The sequence below is a fragment of the Streptomyces sp. NPDC059787 genome (assembly GCF_042732315.1).
GTDB lineage: Bacteria > Actinomycetota > Actinomycetes > Streptomycetales > Streptomycetaceae > Streptomyces > Streptomyces atrovirens.
On the sequence record NZ_JBHWHX010000009.1, the window covers coordinates 48,844 to 73,453 of the forward strand.

16 protein-coding genes are annotated in these 24,610 nt (G+C 72.9%); 8 read left to right on the plus strand and 8 right to left on the minus strand.

Going from position 1 to position 24,610, the window contains the following annotated elements:
- The first annotated feature begins 154 nt into the window (after positions 1–154).
- Genes drmA through drmC form a run of 3 tightly spaced genes read left to right on the plus strand, consistent with a single transcriptional unit; the run spans position 155 to position 6,632 of the window.
- Positions 155–3,979 (plus strand): DISARM system helicase DrmA, encoded by a 3,825-nt coding sequence (gene drmA / locus ACFV5H_RS10800; protein WP_385194092.1) that lies wholly within the window; start codon positions 155–157, stop codon positions 3,977–3,979.
- Entirely contained in the window at positions 3,976–5,871 is a 1,896-nt protein-coding gene (gene drmB, locus ACFV5H_RS10805) for a DrmB family protein (RefSeq protein ID WP_385194094.1), read from the plus strand. The genes drmA and drmB overlap by 4 nt, the downstream gene beginning before the upstream one ends.
- On the plus strand, positions 5,868–6,632 hold the full coding sequence (drmC, locus tag ACFV5H_RS10810) for a DISARM system phospholipase D-like protein DrmC (protein ID WP_385056971.1): 765 nt from the start codon (positions 5,868–5,870) through the stop codon (positions 6,630–6,632). Before drmB ends, drmC begins: the two co-directional genes overlap by 4 nt.
- Before the next feature lie 321 nt (positions 6,633–6,953).
- Here drmC and ACFV5H_RS10815 read toward each other — a convergent pair whose 3' ends face one another.
- Positions 6,954–8,612, minus strand: a complete 1,659-nt coding sequence (locus ACFV5H_RS10815) for an IclR family transcriptional regulator C-terminal domain-containing protein (protein ID WP_385056968.1) — start codon at positions 8,610–8,612, stop codon at positions 6,954–6,956.
- A 241-nt stretch (positions 8,613–8,853) separates the two neighbouring features.
- Here ACFV5H_RS10815 and ACFV5H_RS10820 point away from each other — a divergent pair, with 241 nt between their 5' ends.
- Both ACFV5H_RS10820 and ACFV5H_RS10825 read left to right on the plus strand, forming a co-directional pair.
- Entirely contained in the window at positions 8,854–9,600 is a 747-nt protein-coding gene (locus ACFV5H_RS10820) for an aquaporin (protein WP_385056966.1), read from the plus strand.
- A gap of 30 nt (positions 9,601–9,630) precedes the next feature.
- Positions 9,631–11,100 carry an aldehyde dehydrogenase family protein gene (locus tag ACFV5H_RS10825; RefSeq protein WP_385194096.1) on the plus strand — a complete coding sequence of 490 codons (1,470 nt, stop codon included), beginning with the start codon at positions 9,631–9,633 and terminating at the stop codon, positions 11,098–11,100.
- 241 nt (positions 11,101–11,341) lie between these two features.
- Here ACFV5H_RS10825 and ACFV5H_RS10830 read toward each other — a convergent pair whose 3' ends face one another.
- The gene (locus tag ACFV5H_RS10830) at positions 11,342–11,830 is read right to left on the minus strand and encodes a carboxymuconolactone decarboxylase family protein (protein WP_385056961.1); all 489 of its coding nucleotides are present in this window, start codon (positions 11,828–11,830) and stop codon (positions 11,342–11,344) included.
- Between the two features lie 359 nt (positions 11,831–12,189).
- Between ACFV5H_RS10830 and ACFV5H_RS10835 the strand changes: the two genes are divergently transcribed.
- The 3 genes from ACFV5H_RS10835 to ACFV5H_RS10845 all read left to right on the plus strand — a co-directional run bounded on the left by ACFV5H_RS10835 (position 12,190) and on the right by ACFV5H_RS10845 (position 15,917).
- Positions 12,190–13,560 carry a cellulase family glycosylhydrolase gene (locus ACFV5H_RS10835; RefSeq protein ID WP_385194099.1) on the plus strand — a complete coding sequence of 457 codons (1,371 nt, stop codon included), beginning with the start codon at positions 12,190–12,192 and terminating at the stop codon, positions 13,558–13,560.
- A gap of 119 nt (positions 13,561–13,679) precedes the next feature.
- Positions 13,680–14,849: a cellulose-binding domain-containing protein gene (locus ACFV5H_RS10840; protein ID WP_385054580.1), complete on the plus strand. Its 1,170-nt coding sequence runs from the start codon at positions 13,680–13,682 to the stop codon at positions 14,847–14,849.
- A gap of 129 nt (positions 14,850–14,978) precedes the next feature.
- A complete protein-coding gene (locus tag ACFV5H_RS10845) occupies positions 14,979–15,917 on the plus strand; it encodes an RNA polymerase sigma-70 factor (RefSeq protein WP_385054578.1) in 939 nt (312 codons plus the stop codon).
- A gap of 27 nt (positions 15,918–15,944) precedes the next feature.
- Here the strand turns inward: ACFV5H_RS10845 and nhaA are convergent, their stop codons facing one another.
- The 6 genes from nhaA to ACFV5H_RS10875 all read right to left on the minus strand — a co-directional run bounded on the left by nhaA (position 15,945) and on the right by ACFV5H_RS10875 (position 24,552).
- Positions 15,945–17,822: a Na+/H+ antiporter NhaA gene (gene nhaA, locus ACFV5H_RS10850; protein ID WP_385194102.1), complete on the minus strand. Its 1,878-nt coding sequence runs from the start codon at positions 17,820–17,822 to the stop codon at positions 15,945–15,947.
- 265 nt (positions 17,823–18,087) lie between these two features.
- A complete protein-coding gene (locus tag ACFV5H_RS10855) occupies positions 18,088–19,344 on the minus strand; it encodes an amidohydrolase (RefSeq protein ID WP_385054572.1) in 1,257 nt (418 codons plus the stop codon).
- Positions 19,345–19,465: 121 nt separating this feature from the next.
- On the minus strand, positions 19,466–20,122 hold the full coding sequence (locus ACFV5H_RS10860; RefSeq protein WP_385054569.1) for a trimeric intracellular cation channel family protein: 657 nt from the start codon (positions 20,120–20,122) through the stop codon (positions 19,466–19,468).
- Between the two features lie 30 nt (positions 20,123–20,152).
- Positions 20,153–21,409 (minus strand): family 1 glycosylhydrolase, encoded by a 1,257-nt coding sequence (locus ACFV5H_RS10865; protein ID WP_385194104.1) that lies wholly within the window; start codon positions 21,407–21,409, stop codon positions 20,153–20,155.
- Between the two features lie 53 nt (positions 21,410–21,462).
- The gene (locus tag ACFV5H_RS10870; protein ID WP_385194106.1) at positions 21,463–23,754 is read right to left on the minus strand and encodes a family 78 glycoside hydrolase catalytic domain; all 2,292 of its coding nucleotides are present in this window, start codon (positions 23,752–23,754) and stop codon (positions 21,463–21,465) included.
- A gap of 174 nt (positions 23,755–23,928) precedes the next feature.
- Entirely contained in the window at positions 23,929–24,552 is a 624-nt protein-coding gene (locus ACFV5H_RS10875) for a TetR/AcrR family transcriptional regulator (RefSeq protein ID WP_385054561.1), read from the minus strand.
- Positions 24,553–24,610: the final 58 nt, after the last annotated feature.

Consider the following 24,610-nt stretch of genomic DNA (forward strand, 5'->3'; position numbering starts at 1 on the left):
GGCGGTCGGAGCCAGCCTAGAGACTGCGGCCGGCCGGAGCGACAGAGCGTCCCATACTCGTTGTGTGAACTGAGTCAACGGTCTATTCTTCAGATGCTGTCCCACCTCCTACCACCGTTCGTGCTCATCGGATCCGTCCGGAAGGACCCACCGCATGCCGGCCCAGCCCGCCCAGGCCGCTGTTCCGCACCCACTCGACGAGGTGCCCCAGACATTCCGAGCCGGGGACTCGTACGAGGTGCGCGACGGACTCGTGACCTACATCCGCCGTGATCTGCTGGGCCCCTGGGACGGAGAGACAGAGACGCTGCCGAACGCCTCATCCGGGCCGCGCGACCGGTATCTCGTGGGCATGCTCGGCCCGCGGCCACAGGACGTCACCGCAGACCGGATCGCGCTCGTGGCCGCCCAGAGCGCGGACGGGGAGTCGGGCGACGAGCAGGAGGGGGACGACACCGAGCTGCAGGACCGGCTGACCCCGCAGGCCGCCGGTCACATCTGGGCGTCGTCCATGGGGCTGTCCTTCACGGTTCCCGTCTCCGTCGGCACGCTCAGCGTCACCGTCCGCTGGGGGCGCTACACGCAGTCGGAGGAGGCCACCGACCGCGGCACGACCCGCAGGGTCTGGTCGCGCGAGCCCGTCGAGCACCCGGTGGACATCGACGTGACGGACCTGGCGGACCGGATCGTCGAACTCGAAGAGGGAGCGGCCGTCCTCGACGTGCAGGTGCGCAGGCACTCCGGCGGAGGCGGCACCGAGGACCTCCGGATCGTCGAACTGGCTCTGGTGAACCGGCAGCAGGACAGCCGCGAGGCCCGCGACGCCCACTGGCTCTTCCAGACCGGGATCGACGTCACCGCCTTCCCGGACGACCAGGCGGCCGTCTTCCTCCCGGTCGACGACCCGCTCGATCACGCCAACCGCGGCAACGGCGCGGAGGACGCCGAGGAACGCCGGCTCCGGCTCCTCTACCGGGACAGCCTCAGCCACGCCAAGGGCCGCAACGTCGCCGTGCACGCCCAGGTGCGGGACGGAGAGCGCAACGCCCACCGGCTCACCACCACCTGGCTCCCCGAGTACGACGTCCGGGCCACCACCGCACCCACCGTGGAGGGGCAGGATCTGCTCCGCGGCCTCGAACTCGGCATGGACGAACTCGCGGCTCTCGCGGTGCCCGCCCGCCGGACCGAACTCAGCGCCGCGCTGGCCCCGCTCGCCGACGGCTACGGCACCTGGCTCGACCAGCAGCGTCACAAGGCCCGCTCGCTCCCCGACGACCTGCGCGCATCGGCCGACGCGGCCATCGACCAGGCACTGGACATCTGCGACCGGATAACCCTGGGCATCGACCGGCTCGTGGCCGACGACACGGCCCTGGAGGCCTTCCGGTTCGCCAACCGGGCCATGGCGCTCCAGCGTCGCAACACCGCCATCGCGTCGGCCCGCGCCGGCCGCGAGGACGACCGCGCCTCCTACCGGGAGGCGTACGACGAGGTCCACGCCAAGGGCAAGGCGGCAGCGAGCTGGCGTCCCTTCCAGCTCGCCTTCGTCCTGCTCAACCTCGACTCCCTCAGCCGGCCCGGACACCCCCACCGCGGTACCGGCCGCGAAGCCCTCGTCGACCTGCTGTTCTTCCCGACCGGTGGCGGCAAGACCGAGGCCTACCTCGGCCTCGCCGCCTACACCTTCGCGCTGCGCCGCCTGCAGGGCACGATCGGCTCGGGCACGGAAGCACACAGCGGTGAGGCGGGCGTCGGCGTCCTCATGCGCTACACCCTCCGCCTCCTGACCGCCCAGCAGTTCCAGCGCGCCGCCGCCCTGGTCAGCGCCTGTGAGGTACTGCGCCGCGAGGAGTTCGCACGGGACGCCCGCTGGGGCGCCACCCCGTTCCGCATCGGGCTGTGGGTGGGGACCTCCGTCTCGCCCAACTGGTTCGACGAGGCCAAGGACCAGATCGCCGAGGCCAAGGAGAGCGCCAGCGACAAGCACGCCCGCGTCCTCCAGGTCCTCACCTGCCCGTGGTGCGGAAGCGGACTGACGGCCCGCTCCCACATGGAGTACGACGAAGCACGGCGCCGCGTCCTGCTGTACTGCCCGCGCGGGGAGGGCGAGGACCGCTGCCCCTTCTCCCGGCGCGAGTCGCCCGGCGAGGGCGTCCCGGTGCTCACGGTCGACGAGGAGATCTACCGGCTCGCGCCCTCCCTGCTGATCGCCACCGTGGACAAGTTCGCCCAGCTGCCCTGGAACGGGTACGCCGGACTGCTGTTCGGCAGGGTCACCGAGCTGTGCCCGCGCCACGGCTACCGGCACGACGACCTCGACGCCAAGACCGGCTGCGGGAGCCGCCACAACGCCAGGGGCGACCTGCCCGGCGTCACCGCGCAGCCGGTGACGCGGCTGCGACCCCCGGACCTGATCATCCAGGACGAGCTGCACCTGATCTCCGGCGCCCTCGGCACCACCGTCGGCCTCTTCGAGTCCGCCGTCGACCAGCTGTGCACCTGGAGCCTCACCGACGCCCAGGGCCGGCACCACGAGACCGGGCCCAAGATCGTCGCCTCGACGGCGACGACCAAACGGGCCGCCGAGCAGGTACTGGGCGTCTTCGGGCGCAAGGTCGCCGTCTTCCCGCCGCAGGTCCTCGACGTCGGGGACACGTTCTTCTCCCGCCAGGTCGAACTGAGCCGTACCGACCCCGGCCGGCGCTACCTGGGCGTGTGCGCGCACGGCACCCGCCTCAAGGCCGCCGAGATCCGGGTCGCCGAGATCCTCCTCCTCGCCGGGCAGCAGCTCTTCGACGACTACGGCAAGCCGGCGGACCCGTACATGACCCTGGTCGGCTACTTCAACGCGACGCGCGAACTCGCGGGCATGCGGCGCTACATGGACGACGACATCACGACCCGGGTCCGCTCCAACGGCAGTCGCAGGGGCCGGGCCACACTGGCCGACCGGATCGTGAGCCGGACGGGCATGCTCGGCATCCAGGAACTGACCTCACGCATCTCCTCCTCCGACATCGGTGCCGCCCTCAAGCGTCTGGAGACCGGGTTCGACCCCGAGCGGGACACCTCGGAACGGCGACGCGCGTTCCTGCGGGAGTACGCGGTCGCGGCGAAGGAGAAGCGGGAACCCCGCGCGGCCATGACGCCGATCGCCCGGCAGGCCGTGGACGTCGTCCTCGCCACCTCCATGCTCCAGGTCGGCGTCGACGTCTCACGGTTCGGTCTGATGCTGGTCGTCGGTCAGCCCAAGAACACCGCCGAGTACATCCAGGCCTCTTCGCGCGTCGGCCGTGACGCCTCACGGCCCGGTCTCGTCGTCACCCTCTACAACTGGTCACGCCCGAGGGACCTGGCCCACTACGAGGACTTCGAGCACTACCACGCCACGTTCTACCGGCAGGTCGAGGCCCTCTCCGTCACTCCGTTCACCCGGCGCGCCCTGGACCGGGGCGTCGCCGCCACCTACGTGGCGGCGTTGCGCCAGGCGGCCCACGACACCTCGCGCAACCTGGACGCCCACCACGTCGATCTGGACGGCCCCCTCGCCAGGGACGTGGAACGCAGGCTGCTGGAGCGCGCCGAACGGGTGGGGGGCGAGCTGCCCCGTCAGTACCTGAGCGAACGGCTGGACCGGCTGAAGGACGAGTGGCGCCGCAAACGGGACGAGAACAGCTCGGCCCTCGGCTACCGCAAGGAGAAGCACAAGACCACCGTCGTGAACGGGCTGCTGAGGCGGGCCGACGGATCCCGGTGGACGGAACTGACCGTCGGCATGTCGATGCGCGAGACGGAGAACGAGATCAACCTCCTGCTGCCCGGCGGCGGAGCCTTCCTCGAGAACCCCTCGGGAGGAGGCCCGGACTGGAACTTCGGGGCGGCGGAGAGCGAGACCGACCCCGATCTCGCGACCACCGTGGACAGCGACGAGTACGGGACGACCACCGCGGACACGCCCAGGAAGGCACAGCGATGAACACCAGGAGCAACCGCCGGGTCGGGGCCGTCCGCCCCAGCCACCTCATGTTCACCGCCGGCGTCGGCTCGCTCGTCGACCTGCCGAACTTCTCCGTCCTCGTCAGGGGTCTCGACGCCTGGAGCTACTCCGGCATCACCGACTACGACATCGACGAGCCCCGGCTGCGCGCCGCCGTCAACCGCTCGCTGCAGCGCTACGGGCGCGGACAGATCGAGCAGCTGCGAGCGGCCCCCTGGCTGGAAGGCGGGGACACGGACCCCAAGGGCTGGGCGGCGCAGGGAGTCGGAGTGCCCGTCGCGCCGTTTCCGCAATGGCTGCGCTGCACGGCCTGCAACGTCCTGGCCGCGGTCGACTCCGACGAGTTCACCTTCCTCAACGCCAACCCGCGCACACCGCACGAGGCCAAGTTCGTCCACGACTGCAAGCGGGGCAAGCCACCGCTCGCCGTGGCGGCCCGCTTCACCCTCGTCTGCACGGCGGGCCATCTCGACGAGTTCCCGTACACCCCGTTCGTCCACCACGGGCAGGCCTGCGCGAAGATGCCGCGGCCCAAGCTGCGCATGAAGGACCACGGCGGCAACCAGGCCGCCAACGTCACCCTCGAATGCGTCGCCTGCGGTGCGAAGCGCAACATCCGCGAAGCCATGGGCGAACGCGGTCGGCGTCACCTGCCCCACTGCCGTGGCCGCCACCCTCACCTGGGCACCTATGAAGCGGGCGGCTGCGACCGGGACCCGGTCCTGATGGTCGCGGGAGCCTCCAACCAGTGGTTCCCGCTCACCCTCAGCGCGCTCGCGCTGCCCAAGGGACAGGGCGGTGACATCGACAAGCTGCTCGACGACCACTGGCCGGAGCTGGAGAAGGTCGAGGACCGGAGCGAACTCGCCTTCATGGCGCGCCTGCCCCAGTTCGGATTCCTCAAGGAATACGACGCGGACGCGGTCTTCGCGGCACTCGTGGCCCGCAAGCAGGGAACGGACGGGCCGGCTCCGTCCGCCCCCGACGTCCAGGCGGACCTGTTCCGTCCCGAGTGGGAGGCGCTCTCCGGCCCCGTCCCCCCACCCAGCGACGACTTCGCTCTCAGGCCGGTCCCCGTCCCGGCCCCGCTGGACGAGCTCTTCGGGGACGTCCGCCAGGTCGAGCGGCTCCGCGAGGCGCGCGCCCTCATCGGCTTCACGCGGCTCGACGCACCCGATCCCGAATCCCCGGAGATCGCGACCCGCGTGGACCTGTCCCGGGGCACACAGAACTGGGTGCCCGCCAGCGAGGTCCGCGGAGAGGGAATCTTCCTGCGCGTGCGGGACGACCTCATGGCGGAGTGGGCGGCGCGCATGGAGAAGTCGCCACAGATGGAGGCCCACCGGGAGGCCTACGGCCGGTTCCGGACCAACCGGAAGTCGGACCGCAAGACGAGCGACTTCGATCCCTTCCACGGCTGGCCCGGCGCTCGCTACATCGCCCTGCACACCCTGTCCCACCTGCTGATCCGCACCATCGCACTGGAATGCGGCTACAGCTCGGCCTCGCTGGCCGAGCGGATCTACGCCGGCGACGAACAGAACCCGAGGACGGGCATCCTGATCTACACGGCCGTCCCGGACTCCGAGGGCACCCTCGGCGGGCTGGTCTCGCTCGCCGAGGAGCGCGAGTTCGGCAGGATCGTCCGCCGGGCCCTGGCCGACGCCGGGCACTGCTCGGCCGACCCTCTCTGTTCCGAGCGTCTGCCCCACGACCCGGGCGACTACCTCCACGGGGCGGCCTGTCACGTCTGCCTCTTCGTCTCCGAGACCACGTGCGAGCGCGCCAACCGGTTCCTCGACCGTCGCTTCCTCGTTCCGCTGTCCGGGGACAGGGAACAGGTACTGACACCGGTCGGCCTGCTGCCGTGAGCCGGCGCGCGTTCGAGGCCGCCGCGGAGTCCGCCGTGGCGGTCCTCGGCCTGTCCCGGAGCAAGGACCTCGTCGGTCTGCTGGCGCGGCGGGGAACCAGGGAGCGGGCCCTGGCCGAACTGACCGCACCGGGGGCCGACGCGGTCGTCGCGGACCTGTACGACGCGATGGAGCAGGACTCGGTCCCGTACGCCGAGGCGGCCGCCTACGTGCGGGGGTACGTCGCGGCCCTGCTGAGCGCCCGGGACAGGGTGCGGGTCCGCACCGTGTGGAGCGGCCCCTCGACACCGGGCGTGCCGGTGCGGGCGACCGCCCGGGTGCTGGTCGACGTCATCGACGAGGCCCAGGACGAGCTGCTGGCCATGACCTACGCGGCCCGCCCGTATCCGGCTCTGACCCTGGCTCTCACGGCAGCCGCCGAACGGGGCGTGAGGATCCACGTCGTGGTCGAGACGCTGGCCGGGGCGAGGGGACTCCTCAAGGGACGGGAACCGGCCGAGGCGTTCGCCTCCGTTCCCGGGGTGATCCTGTGGCACTGGGCCCGCGCCCCGGACGGCCACCCCCACTCACGTCAGCACGCCAAGCTCGCGGTGGCCGACCGCCGCACACTGTTCCTGGGCAGTGCCAACCTGACCGAGTCCGCGGCCCACCGCAACATCGAGGCGGGAGTGCTGGTGAGCGGTGGTGAAGCGCCGCGACGGGCGGCGGAGCACATCGTGGAGTTGCAGCGGCTGGGCGTGCTGAGGCCGCTTCGGCCGTGAGCGGGCCGGGCACGGGAACGCCCGCCACCGCCGAAGTCGCCGAGGGTGTCGGCCAGGAACGACGGGGGAGACACGGTTCGACCGTTCCGGTACGAGAGGAGTCGTCGTCCGGGCGGGGCGATCGTCGGACGACCTGGCGGCAGTCGAGTGCGGTCAGTGAGCCGGACCGCGCCTCTGCGGGGCGTCCCGCCCGGGCCCGCGCCGGACGTGACCGGCCCCTGGACGTCCAACGCCGTGGTGTTCTTCCTCCCGGGGACACCCGAGAGGAAGTTCTGCGCCGGTGACGACGTCCCCTGCGCGGATGTCCGGCCGGCGGGGCGGTCAGACCGTCTGTACGGGGCCGTCGGCGAACGCGACCGCCAGGTCCGACTCGATGCGGGCCGCGCAGGCGCGCAGCGCGGGGAGGAGGGTCTCCCTGGTGTGTTCGGGCGGCTCGGGGCCGGCGTGCAGGGCGATGTTCACGGCTCCGACGGCCCGTCCGTCCCGGTCCCGGACCGGGACGGCCAGGGAGCGCAGCCCCGCCTCCAACTCCTGCTCGACCAGCGCGTGTCGCTCATCGGCGACCCGGTCCAGCACGGCGGCGAGCGCGTCGGGCGAGGTGAGCGTGTGCGGGGTCAGGGCCCGGGGGTGCGAGGCGTCGATCCGGTCCCGCCGGTCCGCCTCGGGCAGGTCCGCGAGGAGGACCCGGCCCATGGAGGTGGCGTACGCGGGCAGCCGTGTGCCGGGCATGATCCGGGCGCTGGTGATCTGCTGGGCGGCGGCACGGGCCACATAGTGGACCTCGGTGCCGTCGAGGACCGCCAGTGAGGCCGACTCCCGTACCCGCCCTGCCAGTTCGGTCAGATGGGGCTGGGCGATGTCGGCGAGACCGAGGGTGGACAGCCGCGCGTAGCCGAGCTCCAGGACGCGCGGGGACGGCAGGAAGCGGCGGCCGAGCTGTTCCACGTAACCCAGTTGACGGAGCGTCAGGAGATTGCGGCGGGTGCTGGGGTACGAGAGCCCGGAGGCCTCGGCGGCCTCGGCGAGGGTGAGGCCGCCGCGCTGCCGGCCGAGCGCGGTCAGGACGGCGAGGCCCCTGGCCAGTGCCTGGAGGAAGGACGGCCCCAGTTCCGGCTTGGCGTCGGCGTAGGCGGGGGCGGCGGGTGGCGCGGCGGTCGCCTTCGAGGTGTCGTACAGCTCGTCCGCTGTGCGCCGGGCCTCCTCCGTCATCGTGGCCAGCGCGTGCTCGCGCAGTCCGTCGCCGCTGTGGCGGCTGGTGTGCGCCAGCACGCTGATCGCGCAGACGGGCCGGCCGTCGGGGTCGCGTACCGGGACCGCCAGTGCGACCAGGCCCGGGGCGACCAGCTGGTCGTCCAGCGCCCAGCCGTCCGCGTCGGCCGCCGCGGTCCAGGCGGCGAAGTCGGCCTCCGTCCGCTCGGGGACGGGAGCGGTGCGGCGCGCGGGGACGGCCGGGAAGTTCTCGTCCAGGGGGTCGGCGGCACGGCGGGCCCGCCACGCGTCGTACGTGTCGGGCCCCCATCCGGCGGCGAGTACGGCACCGGCCGCGCAGCGCTCGGCGGGCAGCAGGTCGCCGACGCGGAAACCCAGGGGGATCACCCGGCCGGGCGGGACGGCCTTGCCGACGATGCGCGCGTCGCAGCCGTCGAGGACGATCGCCGAGACCGACTCGTCGAGGGCGCGGGCCAGCCGGCCGAGGCCCGGCCGCAGCGCGCGGGACATGCCGCTCGCGTGCAGGTAGGCGTTGCCGAACTCCATCAGGCGCGGGGCCGGCACGAGGTCGCGTCCCACGGCGCGCAGATGGCCGAGGTGGGTCAGGGTCGCGGCGATCCGGTCGACGGTCGAACGCGCCAGGCCGGTCGCGCGCGTGAGGTCGCCCGGACGTACGGAGTGGGGGGCGTCCGCCACGATCCGCAGCACGGCCAGCCCGCGCTCCAGCGGGCCGGCGGCTTCCGCCGGGGAGTCGGCCGGCGCGGATGTCATCGGCGCTGCTGCCTTCGAGACGCCCGGCGCCATGGCACTTCCTCCCGTATGTCGGCTTCCCGGCGCATGCGGCCGTACCCGTCCTCAGGAGAACGCTACCGGCCATTGACAGCCGTCTCGGCGATCGCACACACTCAGCGCACTCGGTCAATGAAAGTAAGTTCACTCAGCGAAAAAATAGTGGCCCGGTGTGCTGCGGGACGCATCCCGCCGGGCCGCCCCTGCCCCTGATGAGGACTCCATGAGCACTTCCGCCCAGAGCCGCGCGGATCTCGTCCGGCACAGCGTGTACGAGTTCGCGCTGACCACGGTGCTTCTCTTCGCCGTGGTGAGCTTGATCCGCTGGCTGGCCCACCCCGGGTCGCCGCTGGCGATCGGTGACCCGGACACCCTGTTCGCCGTCGCGGGAGTCGCGGTCGCCGCGCTCATCGCGGGCCTGATGTACTCGCCGCCCGGCCGCGGGTCCGGGGGCCACATGCACCCCGGCGTCACCGTCTTCCTGTGGTCGAGCGGTCTCTTCCCGTCCCGCGCCGTCCTCCCGTACGTCACCGCGCAGCTCGCCGGATCCGCGGCCGGCACCGCGCTGGCCGGACTGGTGTGGGGCGGAGCCGTGCGCCAGGTCGGACACGGGGCCGTGCACCCCGCACCCGGGACGGGTACGGTCGAACTGTTCCTCATCGAGGGCGCCGCACTCGCCGCGGTCTTCGTCACGGTGGCGCTGGTGATGACCAGACCCGCTCTGGGGGCGCTGATCCCGGCGGTCATCGGCATCGGAGTGGGCGTGGTCGTCGCGGCCCTGGGCACCGTGACCGGCGCGAGCATCAACCCGGCGCGCGCCTTCGGCCCGGCCCTGCTCTCCGGTACGTACGAACACTTCTGGAACTACATGATCGCGCCGGTGGTCGCCCCGGCCCTCGTCGGCCTCGCCCACCGCGCCCTGCGCACCCGCGGGGCCGCCGGCCCCGCACCCTCGCCCGCCCAGGCCTGAGCCCTCACAACCCCCGTACAGGAGCATCCCGTGTCCGTCTCCCGAGGACTGATCATCAACGGCCAGGAGGTCCCCGCCTCCTCCGGCCGCACCGCGACCGACACCAACCCCTGGACCGGCGCCGTCTGCGCGGAGGTCGCCGCGGGCACCCCGGACGACGTACGCCGTGCCGTGGACGCCGCCGACGCCGCGTTCGAGCCGTGGGCCGCGACCAGGCCGGCCGAGCGCCGCCGGATCCTCCTGCGCGCCGCGCAGCTGATGGCCGAGCGCGCCGAGGAGGTCGTACGGCTGATGGCCACGGAGGTCGGCGGCGTCGCACCCTGGGCGGGCTTCAACGCCCACCTGGCCGCCGACATCCTGCTGGAGGCGGCGGCCGAGGTCAGCCGCCCGACCGGCCAGGTCCTCGCCACCGACGCCGACGGCGTCCACTCCACGCAGGTGCGGGTGCCCAAGGGGGTGATCGCCGCGATCTCGCCGTGGAACGCGCCCGTCATCCTCGGCGTCCGTGCGGTGGCGTTGCCGATCGCGACGGGCAACACCGTGGTGATGAAGCCCAGCGAGGACGCGCCGATCGCCTGCGGTCTGCTGATCTCCGACGTGCTGCACGAGGCGGGGCTGCCCGCGGGCGTGCTCAACGTCGTCACCAACGACCGCGCCGACGCGGCCGAGGTGGTCTCCGCGCTGATCGCCGACCCCCGGGTGCGGATGGTCAACTTCACCGGTTCCACGGAGGTCGGCCGCGCCATCGGCGTCCAGGCCGCCCGGCACCTCAAGCCCGCCGTCCTCGAGCTCGGCGGCAAGAACCCCCTGCTGGTACTGGAGGACGCGGACGTCGACTACGCGGTGGACGCCGCGGTCTTCGGCTCCTTCATGAACGCGGGCCAGATCTGCATGTGCGTGGACCGGGTCATCGTCCACCGCTCGGTCGCCGACGAGTTCACCGCCAAGTTCGCCGCCCGCGTCCGGGCACTGCCCTGCGGCGACCCGAGCGACCCGGCCACGGCCGTCGGCCCGGTCGTGAACGAGGCCGCCGCCCGCCGGGTCGCGTCACTCGTCGCGGACGCGGTCTCCCACGGCGCCGAACTGGCCGCGGGCACCGGCGAGATCGAGGAACCGGGCACCCTGATCCGCCCGGTCGTCCTCACCGGGGTCACCAAGGAGATGAAGATCTACTACGACGAGATCTTCGGCCCGGCGACCGTCGTCCACGTCGTCGACGACGCCGACGAGGCCGTCGCGCTCGCCAACGACACCCCGTACGGGCTCACCGCGGGCGTCATCACCGAGGACCTGGCCGAGGGCCTGGAGGTCGCCGGCCGGCTGCGCACCGGCATCGTCCACGTCAACGACCAGTCCATCGCCGACGAACCGCAGGCCCCCTTCGGCGGCGTGAAGAGCTCCGGCTACGGCCGCTTCGGCGGCCAGGCCGGCGCCGAGGCCTTCACCGACACCCGCTGGGTCACGGCGCAGGTCAGGGGACACGCGCACTTCCCGATCTGACGGACGGGCGCCCGGCCGGACACCGGACCACCGGCCGGCCGGGCGCGTACGTCGTGACGTGACGGGGGAGCGTCCGGGCGCCCCGACGGCATGGGCCACGCGAAGACCTCCTGAGATCCACACGTGGTGCGGCTCGTGCGGCCGCCGGCGAGGCCGGACAGGCGTCAGGCGTCCTGCGGCACGTCGATCGGGCGACCGGCCCGGGTCACACGATCCCGGACCGGACCGAGGCGTCCTCCGGTCAGCTCCCGACCGCCGCCGCGAACATGCCCGCCTCGTACGAGCCGCCCTTCTGGTGGGTGATCACCGCGAGCCGGTTGGCCGCGTTGATCAGGGCGACCAGGGTGACCAGCGCGGCGGTCTGGTCGTCGTCGTAGTGCTTGCGCACCCGGGCCCAGGTCTCGTCGGAGACGCCCTCGGAGGCGTCGGCGAGGCGGGTGCCCTCCTCGGCGAGGGCCAGTGCCGCCCGCTCGGCCTCGGTGAACACGGTGGACTCGCGCCAGGTGGCGACCAGGTGGAGCCGGACCGCGCTCTCACCGGCGGCCGCGGCCTCCTTGACGTGCATGTCGACGCAGTGGCCGCAGCCGTTGATCTGGCTGGCGCGCAGCGACACCAACTCCTGGGTGGACTTCGGCAGCGGCGAGTCGTGGATCACCAGGGCCGCGCCGGCGAACCGCTTGGCGAACCTGGCGGCGAGCTCGTTCTCGAACAGGTTGAATCGGGTATCCATGGTTTCGTCCTCACTCGTGCTCATTCGCGGTGTTGGGCTGGTCTGAACACGAGATGCCGGCGACCCGCTCCCTGTGACAGGAGGGAAGTGTGACGTGCGCCACCGTCCGCGTCGACGGGGCCGGACGCCTCCGTGTGAACAGCGGTCACCCGCGCCGCGGCATTCTTCGGCCGTCGCACGGCTATCGCGCGTCGGCGCGTCGGTGTACGGTCTCGGGCCGATGGGCTTTGGGAGCGCTCCCATCGCGCAGCACCACGCTGTGCCCGCATGACGCGAGTCATCGCACGAGTTCGCATCGCACGAGTTCGCATCGCACGAGTTCGCATCGCACGAGTTCGCATCGCACGAGGAGGAACGCTTTGAAACGCTTTTTGGCCTTACTGGCGACCTGTGCGACGGTCCTGGGCCTCACGGCACTGTCCGGTCCGCAGGCGGTGGCCGCCACCGGCTGCAGGGTCGACTACACGGTGGCCAGTCAGTGGCAGGGCGGCTTCCAGGCCGGAGTGAGGATCACCAACCTGGGAGCCCCCGTCTCCGGGTGGACGCTCGGGTTCACCATGCCGGACGCCGGGCAGAAGGTCGTCCAGGGCTGGAACGCCACCTGGTCGCAGTCCGGCTCCACGGTCACCGCCGCCGCTGTCGACTGGAACCGCACGCTGGCCACCGGCGCGACCGTCGACGTGGGATTCACCGGCTCCTTCACGGGCGCCAACCCGCGGCCCACGGCGTTCACGCTCGACGGCGTCGCCTGTACGGGCTCCGTCGAAGAACCCCCGCCCACCCCGGACGACGGCACCCCCGTGGACATCAACGGACAGCTGCACGTCTGCGGAGTGAACCTGTGCAACCAGCACGACCGCCCCATCCAGCTGCGCGGCATGAGCACCCACGGCATCCAGTGGTTCAGCCAGTGCTACAACACCGCGTCCCTGGACGCGCTCGCGGAGGACTGGCGGTCGGACCTGCTGCGCATCTCCATGTACGTGCAGGAGGACGGTTACGAGACCGACCCCGCGGGCTTCACCAACCGGGTGAACGGCCTCGTCGACATGGCCGAGGACCGTGGCATGTACGCCGTGATCGACTTCCACACCCTCACGCCGGGCGACCCGAACTTCAACCTCGACCGCGCCAAGACGTTCTTCGCCTCCGTCGCCGCCCGCAACGCCGGCAAGAACAACGTGATCTACGAGATCGCCAACGAGCCCAACGGCGTGAGTTGGGCGGGCATCAAGAGCTACGCCGAGCAGGTCATCCCGGTGATCCGGGCCGCCGACCCGGACGCCGTCGTCATCGTCGGCACCCGCGGCTGGTCCTCGCTGGGCGTCTCGGACGGCTCCAGCGAGAGCGAGGTCGTCAACAACCCCGTCGACGCCACCAACATCATGTACGCGTTCCACTTCTACGCCGCGAGTCACAAGGACAACTACCGCGCCACGGTGAGCCGGGCGGCCTCCCGACTCCCGCTGTTCGTCTCCGAGTTCGGCACGGTGAGCGCCACCGGCGGTGGAGCGGTGGACCGGGCGAGCAGCACGGCCTGGCTGGACCTGCTCGACCAGCTGAAGATCAGCTACGCGAACTGGACCTACTCCGACGCCGACGAGGGCAGTGCGGCGTTCAGGCCCGGCACCTGTGACGGCACCGACTACAGCGGCAGTGGCGTACTGACCGAGTCCGGCGCGCTGCTCAAGAGCCGGATCAGCACCCCTGACGACTTCCCCACGAGCTGACCTTCGACGGGGGTCCGGCCGGCCGGACCCCCGTCCCGCCGGCTGGGAGCGCTCCCAATCCCGCACCCTGCTTACGCACCTCGTACGTCCCACCCCCACCCCCCACCTCGGAGGCACAAGTGCGCGCTCTCCTCGCACGATTACCGCGCCGGCCCTGGACGGCGGTCCTCACCGCCGCCGTGCTGTCGGCGTCCGCCCTCACGGTGCTGCCCGCGAGCGGTGCGGAGACCGGCTGCCGGGTCGACTACACCGTGAACAAGTGGGCCGACGGCTACACCGCACAGATCAAGGTCACCAATCTCGGTCCGGCGCTCGACGGCTGGCGGCTGAGCTGGACCTACACCGGCGACCAGCGGGTGACCTCGGCGTGGAACGCGACCGTCACCCAGACCGGCGGGTCCGTCGTCGCCACCGGTACGAGCTGGAACGGCGCGCTGCCCACGGGAGGTGCCGCCGAGTTCGGTCTGCAGGGGACCTGGCGTTCGGCCGACCCCGCACCGAGCGACTTCGCCCTCGACGGTGTGCCGTGCGGAGGTGACGGCACCACGCCGCCGACCACGCCCCCCACCACCCCACCGCCCACGACCCCGCCGCCGAGCGCCGACTGCGGCAGCGCGGTGATCTGCTCGGACTTCGAGGACCAGACCGGCTCCACCCCGTCCGGCGACTGGCACTTCACCGCACCCGACTGCCAGGGCACCGGAACGGCCGCCGTGGACACCGCCGTCGCGCACAGCGGCAGCCGGTCGCTGCGGATCGACGGCCGGGCCGGCTACTGCAACCACGCTTTCGCCGCCGCCACCGCGGACCTCTCCTCGGTCGGTCCGGTGACGCACGTACGCATGTGGGTGAGGCACACCACCGCCCTCCCCTCCGCCCACGTCACCTTCGTGTCCCTGCCCGACTCCTCCCAGAGCGGGCGGAGCCTGCGCGTCGGCGGCCAGAACGGCGCCCTGCAGTGGAACCGGGAGAGCGACGACGCCACCCTGCCGGCGCAGAGCCCGGCCGGCGTGGCGCTGAGCAGGCCGCTGCCGACGGGAAGCTGGCAGTGCCTGCGCTTCGCGATCGACACGACGGCCCCCGGACTCGACACCTGGCTCGGCGACGAGCAGGTCGCGGGCCTGCACGCCGACGGTGTGCCGACGCAGGACATCGACCGGCAGTGGCTCGCCCGCACCACCCCGCCTCGCCCCACCGCCCTGCGGCTGGGCTGGGAGAGCTACGGGACGGGCGACGACACGCTGTGGTTCGACGACGTGGCCGTCGGCTCCGCCCCCATCGGCTGCTGACAGCCCCCGGCCGGCGTCCGCCCCGGCGCCCCGGTCGGAACACGGCCGGACGCCGGGGCGGACGGCCGTGTTCCGGACGATCCCTCCCCGCACATGTCACAGAATCGCGGCGGCCGGCGTCCTGTGTGCATGAGACCGTGGGAAGCGACCGAGCGGGAGCAGCCGGTGAAGAGCGAGGAAACAGAGCACACGGACGCGGCGACCGAGGCGTTCGTCGCCCACCGCAACCTGCTGTTCACCGTCGCCTACGAGATGCTCGGCTCGGCCGCCGACGCCGAGGACGTGCTGCAGGAGACCTGGCTGCGCTGGGCGGGCGTCGACCTCGCCGCGGTGCGGGACCGGCGGGCGTACCTCGTACGGATCACCACCCGGCAGGCGCTGAGCAGGCTGCGTACGCTCGGCCGCCGCAAGGAGTCCTACGTCGGCTCCTGGCTCCCCGAACCGCTGCTCACCGCACCCGACGTGGCCGAGGACGTCGAGCTCGCCGACAGCGTCTCGATGGCGATGCTGCTGGTGCTGGAGACGCTCGCCCCCACCGAGCGGGCGGTGTTCGTGCTGCGCGAGGTGTTCGGCCTCGAGTACGACGAGATCGCCGGAGCCGTCGACAAGAGCCCGGCCGCGGTGCGCCAGATCGCGCACCGGGCACGGGCGCACGTCGCGGCACGCCGGCCGCGCGGGGCCGTGTCACCGGCCGAGACACGGGACGCCCTCGACGCCTTCCGGCGGGCGGTCGAGACGGGCGATCTGCAGGGCCTGCTCGACGTCCTCGCGCCGGACGTCGTCCTCCTGGGCGACGGCGGCGGCATCAGGCAGGCCGTCCTCAAGCCCGTCGTGGGGGCCGACAAGGTGGCCCGCCTGCTGCAGGGCGGACTGGGCAGGCTCACCGCCGAGGTGTCGCTGCGGCCGGCGGAGGTCAACGGCCGCCCCGCGCTGATCGTCGGGCTCGACGGCGTGCTCGACACCGTCCTCGCGGTGCGCGTCGACGACGGCCGCATCACCGGCCTCTACGCCGTGCGCAACCCCGAGAAGCTGTCGCACATGGAGAGCGAGACCACCCTGCGCCGCTGAGCGTACGGGTACGGGCCGGCGGCGGGTTCAGGACGAGCCGTGGGACGCGGATTCCTCGAGCTCGCCGGCGAGCGTCTCCGCGTCGTACGGCCCGGTGTGCCGCCGGTCGCCGACGAAGAAGGTCGGTGTGCCGAGGGCGCCACTGGCCTCGGCGCCGGCCGCGTCGGCCCGTACCCGCTCGGCGGTCTCCTCGTCGTCGATGTCCTCGAGGAACCGCGCCACGTCGAGTCCGATCTCGATGGCGTACGCGGCGATGTCCTCGAACTCCAGCCGGTCCTGGTGCTCGTACAGCAGGTCGTGCATCTGCCAGAAGCGCCCCTGCGCGCCGGCGGCGACGGCGGCCCGGGCGGCGAGCACGGCGTGCGGGTGGACGTCGGGGAGCGGCAGGTGCCGGAAGACGTAACGGAGCCGGTCGCCGAAGCGCTCCCGCAGTTCCCTGGTGACGCCGGTGGCGCGGGCGCAGTAGGGGCATTCGAAGTCGCCGTACTCCACCAGGGTGAGGGGCGCGTCCGGGGGGCCGGCGATGTGGTCCGTGGCCGGGTCGACCGGGCGGTCGAGGACACGGGGCAGGTCGGCGTCCGTCTCGCCGCGCAGGACGGCGGCGAGGTGGAACGCGAGCCACCCCAGGGCGGTGGCGAACACGGCGGCCAGCAGGACACCGACGATCGCCCGGTCGCGCAGGGCCGGATCGTCGAAGGCGAGGCCGGCGATCAGCAGGGAGACGGTGAAGCCGATCCCGGACAGCACGGCACCGCCCACGACGTGTCCCGGGCCCACTCCCTGGGGGAGCTTCCCGAGGCGGAGGCGGGTGCCGAGCCGGGCCCCGCCCCACACGCCCAGGAGCTTCCCGGCCACGAGGCCGACGACGACGGCCCAGGTGAGCCGGGAGGACAGGGCACTGCCCAGGACGCCCCCGCGCAGGTCGATGCCGGCGCTGGCCAGGGCGAACAGCGGGACGACCACGTAGCTCGCCCAGGGGTGCAGCATCAGTTGCAGCCGCTCGTTGACCGAGACCGCCCGTTGCAGCCCCAGACGTGCCGACAGCCCCACATCGGCGCGGGGCGACTGGCGGAAGGCGCGGGCGAGCCGGGTGGCGCGGTCCACCGCCTCGGGCGCGGGGGCGTGGGCGGGGATGAGGAGACCGCCGAGCATGCCGGCGATGGAGGCGTGGAGACCGGACGCGAGGGTGGCGAGCCACAGCGCGAGCACGACGAGGAGGTACGGCGCCGCGCGCCAGGCGCCCAGCGGGGTCAGCGCGGCGAGGACCACGCAGAGGGCGAGTGCCGCCAGCAGCGGCAGCGGGCGGACCGTGTCCGAGTAGACCAGGCCGATCACACTGACCGCCACGATGTCGTCGATGACGGTGACGGCCAGCAGGAAGACGCGCAGCTGGGTGACGAACCGGGGCCCCACCACGGCGAGCGCCCCGAGCATGAAGGCCGTGTCGGTGCCGATGACCGTGCCCCAGCCGCCGCCGGCCTCGCCCCAGGGGGCGATCGCCAGGTAGAACAGCACCGGAACGACCATGCCGCCGATACCGGCCGCGGCCGGGAGCAGCACGCGGCGGCGGCCGGCCAGCGAGCCGACCGAGGACTCGTAGCGGACCTCCAGGCCGACGACGAAGAAGAAGAGGGCCATCAGGCCGTCGCTCACCCAGTGCCCCAGGTCCATGGAGAGTCCGGCGTCGCCGAGCGACACGGACGCCTCGGTCGCCCAGAGCGACTCGTACCCCCCGGACCAGGGCGAGTTGGCCCACCCCAGGGCCACCACGACGGCCGCCAGGAGCAGCCCGGCGCTGCCCGCCTCGGTGGCCAGGTAGGTGCGTACCGGATCGGCGAGCTGGGCCGCCAGCGAACGCCGCCCGGCCCTGGTCTGGGAGGGCGGGGCGCTCTCCGCGCGTGTCACGGGTGTCCCCCTTCCTGGCCGCCCGCTCCGCCCGGGCCGGGGCTCTTCAGCGGGAGAACGTGCCGGAGGCGGGGCGGGCGGTCCCGGCGGGGAGCGGTGCGCCGAGGACCGGGGCGATCACAGCGGCCAGGGACCCGCGCGGTGCGTGGTGCATGGGTGTCCTTCCTGTCTCTCCTCACCCGATCGTCGCGTTCCGCCGACCCGTGGGCACCTGGAGCAACCGACTGCTGCGCCGTCCGGGTCACGAAGGGAGGCCGGACGCGGCTCAGCCGCCGAGCCAGGCCAGGGCGGCCACCGTCATCGCGGCGGTTCCGGTGTCCAGGGTCGGCTGGACGACGGGCGCGAAGCCGGCGCTGTGGTTGACCGGGATGTCCTCGGCGACGGTGCCGTTCCTCACGGCCTCGGCGTAGCGTTCCGGGTCGGTGCCGCCGATCGCCCAGTACGTGAACGGCGCCCCGAACGCCCGGGGGATCTCGCTCATGTCCTCGCTGGCGGTCTGCAGTTCGACGGTGTGGGCGTCGTCGCCGAAGTGGGCGGCGAAGGCGTCCGCGACGCGGCGGGTGGGTTCCTCGTCGTTGACGGTGGGCGGGAAGGAGGCGATCCGCTCGATCTCGGGGGGCCCGGGGGAGCGGGACGCCTCGCACTCGGCCCTGACGATCCGCTCGATCGCGTCCAGGACGTGCGTGCGCGTGGCGTCGTCGTAGGTGCGGACGTTGAGCTCGATGACGGCCCGGTCCGGGATGACGTTGGGGCCGCTGCCGGCGTGGACGCTGCCCACCGTCACCACGGCGGGGGTGGTGGCGGCCAGCTCCCGGGAGACGACGGTCTGCAGACGTACGACGATCATGGCGGCCGCCACCACGGGGTCGACCGCCGCCTGCGGCATCGAGCCGTGCGCCCCGCGTCCGTGGACGGTGACGCGCAGACTGTCCGCGGCGGACAGGAAGGATCCCGCGCGGATGCCGACGTAGCCGGCGGGATAGGGCAGGACGTGCTGGGCGAGGACGACGTCCGGCCGGGGCGCCTTCTCGGTGAGACCGTCGTCGATCATGGCTTCGGCGCCGTTCCCCTGCTCCTCCGAAGGCTGGAAGAGCGCCACGAACGTGCCCCGCCAGGCGTCCCGCCGCCCGGCCAGCAGCCGTGCGCAGCCGATCAGGCAGGCCACGTGCACGTCGTGTCCGCAGGCGTGCATCACCGGCTGCTCGTCGCCGTCCCCGCCGGTCACCGTCTCGGTGGAGGCGTACGGCAGACCGGTCCGTTCGCGGACCGGGAGGGCGTCCATGTCGGCCCGCGCCATGACGACCGGGCCGTCCCCGTTCGTGAGCACCCCGATCACGCCCGTGCCGCCGATGCCCTCCGTCACCTCGTAGCCGCACTCCCGCAGGGCGTCCGCCGCCTTCTTGGCCGTACGGTGCTCCCGCAGGCCGAGTTCGGGGTGCCGGTGCAGGTCCCGGTAGAGGTCCTCCACGCCGGCGCGGACGGTGTCGAGGCCGGTCAGCACGGTCTGGGCGGGACGAGTCATCGAGGCTCCTCGCGGGAGTGTTCCGGACCCCTGGAGCGGGCGGTTCCCAGCCCTCATCCTCGGTCACCGGACGAGGACGGGGCGTGGCGGACGGCCGTACGGGTGAACCGGCCGGGGCGGTCTACGCGCCGGCCTTCCCCGCGTCCTCGCTCCTGCGGGTCTCGGGCGGCTCGGGTGCGTCGAGGCCGAAGCGCAGGCCGAGCACACGGATCAGGAAGCAGGCCGTCGCCGCTCCCAGCGCGGCCGGCAGCCCGTACACGCCCGTCTCGACGGTGAGGACGGTCACCGCCGCGCCCACCAGGGCCGGAATGGCGTACAGACCGGTGCGGAGCACCGTCGGGACCTGACCGACGAGCGTGTCGCGGATCGTGCCGCCGCCCACCGCGGTGATCACGCCGAGCAGGATCGCGGGCGCGACGCCGAGCCCGGCGTCCAGTGCCTTGGTCGCGCCGATGACCGCGAAGGTGCTCAGCCCGACGGCGTCGAGCACGTCGATCGCCCCCTCGATCCGGCGCAGGTGCCCGCTGAGCGCGAAGGCGATCAGCCCGCCGCAGGCGGCGAGCGTGTAATAGCGCCAGTCCAGGAGGGTGGCGGGCGGCAGCGAGTCGATGAGGACGTCGCGGACGAAGCCGCCGCCCAGTGCGGTGATCATGCCGAGGACGACCACGCCGACCACGTCCAGCCGCGCGGCGCGCACCGCCGTCAGCGCCCCGTTCAGCCCGAAGGCGAACGTGCCGGTCAGGTCGAGCGCGAGCAGCGGCGCGGGCTGGGAACTCATACCAGCCTCCCTACCCCGCGCCGCGCCGGCTCAGCTCGGGGCGCCGGCGAGCGGACCCCGATGGCGTCGCACCACGTCCGCGTACGCCTTCGCGCTCGGCTTCGGGCGGCGCTCGAAGGTGTCGCGGTCGACCTCGTGGAGCCCGAGCTGGGCACCGTATCCGAAGATCCACTCGAAGTTGTCCATGAGCGTCCAGTGGCAGTACCCGAGGACGGGCGTCCCCGCGCGCACCTCGGCCGCGAGGTGTTCGACGGCGGCGGGGACGAAGGCCGCGCGCTGTGCGTCGTCCGAAGTCTGGATGCCGTGTTCGGTGACGAGGACCGGCACCCCGGACACCTCGTGGGCGTAGCGCACGGCGCCCGCGAGGGAGGCCGGCTCGATGACGGTGCCCATCCCGTTGCGCTCGCCCTCGGGCGTCACCTCGCCGTCGGGGCCGTGGACGATCCGCTCGTAGTTCTGCACGCCGATGAAGTCGTCGTGGCGTGCCTCGCGCAGCCAGTGGTCGTAGACGGCGGCACGCTTGGCGTCCCGGCGTCCCTCACCGCCGGGGAGGGCCACCTCGTCGGCGATGGCGATGGAGACACCGACGGGCAGGTCGCCGCGGCGGGCCTTGATCGCGTCGCGGGCGGCCCGGTGCGCCCGGGTGAACGCGTCCTGGAACTCGTCCTGCCGGTGGGCGGGGATGACGTTCGCACTGGCGTAGGTGTCGCTCCCGGCGGCGTGCGCGGCGGCTTCGAGCATCCGCGTCTTGACCGCCTCGGCCTCCGCCGGGAGTTTCGCGCCCGCCTGCAGCAGCTGTTCCAGGTTGGGCTCGTTGAGGGTGACGGCGTGGGCGAGGCGGTCGCCGAAGCGCGCCATGACGCGGTCGCACTGCTCGGCGAAGCGGTCGGGGGCGTCGGCGGCGGTCCAGGAACCGGCCGCGGCGAACCAGTGCGGCGCGGTGAAGTGGCTGAACGTCACCAGGGGGGCGAGCCCGCGCTCGAGACAGCCGTCGACCTTGCGCTCGTAGTGGTCGAGGGCCTCGGCGGAGACGACACCGCGCTCGGGTTCGACGCGGGCCCATTCGACGGAGAACCGGAAGGCGTTGAGCCCGAGTCCGGCGGCCAGGTCGAGGTCCGTCTCCCACCGCTGGTAACCGCGGCACGCCGGACCGCTCGGCTCACGGAACAGCGAGGGCGTCGTGTGCTCCAGGAACCAGGTGTCGCTGGCGCTGTTGTCGCCCTCGTTCTGGTGTCCCGCGGTGGCGACGCCCCACAGGAAGGTGTCGGGCAGGCTGGTGTGGGTCATGTGTGTGTTCCTTGCACTGGTTCAGGTACGACGGTGGGTGGGGCGTACGGTCGTCACCGCGCGGCCGCGGGGAACGGCGCGTAGAAGGTGTGCCGGCCGGGCCCGGCCTCCACGGGCTCCGCACCCGGAAGATCGACCAGCGCGGTGACGTGGAGCGGTACGACGACGTCGACGCGCAGCCTGTCGCCCTCCCGGCTCCACCCGGCCTCGGCCCGGCCGTACGGCGTCTCGTGCTCGGCCCGCGCCCAGGTCAGACCGCCGCCGGGACGGGGGCGGACCAGCAGCCGGCGGTAGCCCGGCTCGGCGGGGGCCAGACCGGCCACGGTGCGGTGCATCCAGTCGGCGACCGCGCCGAGCGCGTAGTGGTTGAACGAGGTCATCTCGCCGGGGTTGACGCTGCCGTCGGGAAGCATGCTGTCCCAGCGTTCCCACACGGTGGTGGCGCCCATGTCGACCTGGTACAGCCAGGACGGGCACGCCCGCTGGGTCAGCAGCCGGTAGGCGGTGTCCACGTGTCCGGTGCCGGTCAGCGCGTCGCACACCAGGGGAGTGCCGAGGAAACCGGTGCCGATGCGGTGGCCGCGCTCCGCCACCAGGTCCGCCAGCCGGCGTCCGGCCTCGGCGCGCTCGGCGTCGTCCTCGAGCAGCCGGAAGCACAGGGCGAGGGCGTAGGCGGTCTGCGTCTCCTCCGTCAGGCGTCCGCCGCCGGCGTGGAAGCGGGCGAGGAAGGCGTCCCGGACCGCGTCGGCCAGGGCGTGGTGGCGGACGGCGTCGTCGTGGTCGTCCAGGACCTCCGCGGTCCGCGCCAGCAGCCGCGCGGAGTGCGCGAAGTACGCCGTGGCGACCAGGGCGGACGACGTCATCGCGCGGCCGGGGTCGTCCGCCGGGGCGGTCGGGTCCAGCCAGTCGCCGAACTGGAACCCCTCGCCCCAGATCCGGTCCGGTCCGGCCAGGCGGTCGACGGCGTCGACCCAGGCGCGCATCGACGGGTACTGGGCGCGCAGCACCTCCGTGTCGCCGTAGCGCTCGTACAGCACCCAGGGCACGACGACGGCCGCGTCGCACCAGCCGGCCATGGGCGGGTTGCCGGGCGGGATCGGCACGGGGGTGATCACCGGGATGTCGGGGCTGAACACCGGCGGCACCCCGCGCCCGTCGGCGCCCTGGTCGGCGGCGAGGTCGCGCAGCCAGGAGCGCAGGAAGTCACGGACGTCGTGGAGGAAGGCGGCGGTGGGGGCGAAGACCTGGACGTCCCCGGTCCAGCCGAGCCGCTCGTCGCGCTGCGGGCAGTCGGTGGGCACGTCGACGAAGTTGCCGCGCATCCCCCACACCACGTTCTCGTGCAGCCTGTTCAGGGAGGCGTCCGAGCAGGAGAACCAGCCCGTGCGGCGCAGGTCGCTGTGGACGACCACGGCCGTGACGTCGGCCGGGTCGAGGTCGCCGGGCCAGCCCTCGACGTCGGCGTAGCGGAAGCCGTGGAAGGTGAAGCGGGGCTCCCACTCCTCGCCCGCCGGGTCGCCGCGCAGGACGTAGCGGTCGGTGGCGGGCGCGTGCCGCAGCGGACGCGTGCAGAGGTCACCGTCCTCCAGGACCTCCGCGTGGCGGAGGGTCACCGTGCGGCCGGCCTCGCCGCGGACCCGGATGCGCAGCCGTCCGACGAGGTTCTGGCCGAAGTCGAGGACCGTGCGTCCGGTGGGCGAGGTGGTGACCGCGACGGGCGCGAGGTGCTCGATGCGGCGCACGGGCGGGCTGTCGGCGGGGAAGAGGACGGTGGTGTCGAAGTCGACGACGTCGGCCGGCTGCCACGCCGAGTCGTCGTAGCCGGCTTCGCTGAAGCCCGCCCGCTCCCGGCGGGCGTCGTACTCCTCGCCCTCGTACAGACCGGCGGCGAGGACGGGCCCGGGGCTCCAGCGCCAGCCGTCCCCGGTGGTGACGGTCTCGGTGGTGCCGTCGGCGTACTCCAGGCGCAGTTCGGCGAGGAGCCCGGTGCGCTCGCCATAGATGTCCCGGGTGCCGCCGTTGAACCCGAGCAGGCCCCGGTACCAGCCGTCGGCCAGGTGGGCGCCCCAGGCGTTGCGGCCCGTACGGACCAGGGCGGTGACGTCGAAGGACTGGTGGCGGTGGCGGTGGCGGTAGCTCGTCCAGCCGGGGGCCAGTACGTGGTCGCCCACGGTGGTGCCGTTGAGCTCCAGTTCGTAGACGCCGAGGGCGGTGACCAGGAGCCGGGCCGACCGTACGGCGGTCCGCGCGGTGAACTCGCTCCGCAGCAGCGCGGCCGGGCGGGCCCCCTCGGTGGGCGCGGGGACGCGGGGACTGACGACGCGTGCGGTCCAGTGGTGGTTCATGGCGCCCTTCTCGGTGGTGACGGGGGAGCAGGCACGATCATGCAGCCAATACCTAGTGATTGCTAGGTGTTCGAGTGTGTGACGTACGGCACGCGCGAGAGGAAGCCCGGGTCGTCAGGTCATGCTCATGACAAACAGGGACGTCGCTGGAAGCCGGGTGGCTCCGAAGGGCCCCTACAGCCCCTGCCCGTCCGTGGAGATGCCCCGCAGCAGGCGGTCGAGGTGGCCGCGCATGACCGCGATCAGGTCGAAGGAGCGCCCCGAGGCCAGCCACTGCTGCTGCAGACCCGCGTCCACGGCGACGCACTCGCGGGCGATGCCTTCGTGGTCCAGCCCGGGAAGCAGCTCCCCGCTGCCGCTGCCGGCCCGCAGCCGGTCGGCGAGCTCCGCGACGCCCTTCTCCTGCCAGGTGGTGAAGTGGTCGTGGGCCGGATGGTCGGGCGCGGTGGCCTCGGCGGTCAGTACGACCGCCAGCTCCACCATGCCGGGCATGCCGAGCGTCTCGGCCGTGTCCTCCAGGTGGCAGCGGAAGGCGTCCCGCACCGAGTCGGAGACGCGCTCCCAGCGCACGTCCATGCGCTCGTGCCAGTACTCGACGACCGCGAGCAGCAACTGCTGCTTGTCGCGGAAGTGGTGCAGCAGCCCGGCGTCGGTGATCTCGGCGTCCCGCGCGACGCGGGCGAGGGAGGTCTTGCGGTAGCCGTCCCTGCCGAAGCGCAGCAGGGCGGCCTCCAGAATCTGCGTGCGCCGCGCCCGGCCCGCCGTGTAGTGGCCGCGAGGTCCCCTGGGTGTCGCCATGTCAGAACAGTACCGGCGGGACGCGGGGCGGCGGCCGGCCGTACCGGCTGTGGGCATG